Source organism: Thalassobacterium maritimum (genome assembly GCF_031127805.1).
In the GTDB taxonomy this organism is placed as follows: Bacteria; Verrucomicrobiota; Verrucomicrobiia; order Opitutales; family Coraliomargaritaceae; genus Thalassobacterium; species Thalassobacterium maritimum.
In genome coordinates this window covers 1-902 of sequence record NZ_JARXHW010000173.1, presented here as the reverse complement: position 1 = coordinate 902, position 902 = coordinate 1, and the positions used below count along the sequence as shown (strand labels likewise).

Annotated in this window: 1 protein-coding gene; it reads right to left on the bottom strand. The window is 43.1% G+C overall.

Translation table 11 applies throughout. The annotated features are described in order from the left end of the window. Nucleotides 1-198 precede the first annotated feature (198 nt). A complete protein-coding gene (locus QEH52_RS19905; protein ID WP_308952713.1) occupies nucleotides 199-738 on the bottom strand; it encodes a hypothetical protein in 540 nt (179 codons plus the stop codon). Nucleotides 739-902 lie beyond the last annotated feature (164 nt).

Here is a 902-nt window from a genome sequence, read left to right as displayed (position 1 = left end):
GTCCCACGCAGCAGGCTTTATTTTCACTAATTTACGCTTATGATGAGGTTTCATTTTTCGTTTTTAGCGTCGGGTTAGATAAGCGGTCATTAGCGTAAATAAGCGGTTAAAAAAATACGTCTGCTAGGATTTCCTTTTTCAATTTTCTTCCCTGATCGTGGAGGATGAGCATAGATGAGCGCAGCGAAATCTATTGTCTCACTCCGCCTTGATCTGCTTTCCACCGTTGGAGGACTTATGCTCGTCTAGAAAAGCCAGAATAGTTCCATGCTTGTGAGTCTCGATGTGAATTCTTTCATTGGATACATTCATGACTTTCTTCATCCATAGGTGTGTTGGGCTCACCGAGGTTTTGAGTCCTTTTAGGAGTGGTAGTTCATCATAAAATTCACTCGCCTTATATCCATCAACCTTTCCCTTAAAAGTGTAGATGTCTATACAGTATTCGTCTAGCTGGTTAACCATGTGATTCCCTTTAACATGGATTAATTTCTTTCCGTTTGGCGTCAGGTAGAACGACGAGAAGAGTTGATTAAAGTCATCAATTTCGACTTTCCAAACTAAGCCCAATTCTTTCGACTCTCTGATCTCAATAACTGCCTGCCTGTTGCATTTCCTAAGAAAGAGCCCATCTGCTTCAGTTTCGACAACCACATACTCTGGCGGTAGAGCCCAGCATCCCCACGACACCGCAGTTCCAACTAGAGAGAGTATTAGGAGTAGGGATAGTTGTTTCATTTATTAATTCGCAGATCGTGGAGCACTATCGCGACTGTAGCGCCGAGCGCGAAAGGAGTTGATAGCTGCGTCTGGGTATGCCCGGCATGTTGATAACCTTATATGGTGAAAGTCCATTGTGAAAGACCTGAATAACAAATCAATCACTAGAGAAGCACAAGTGC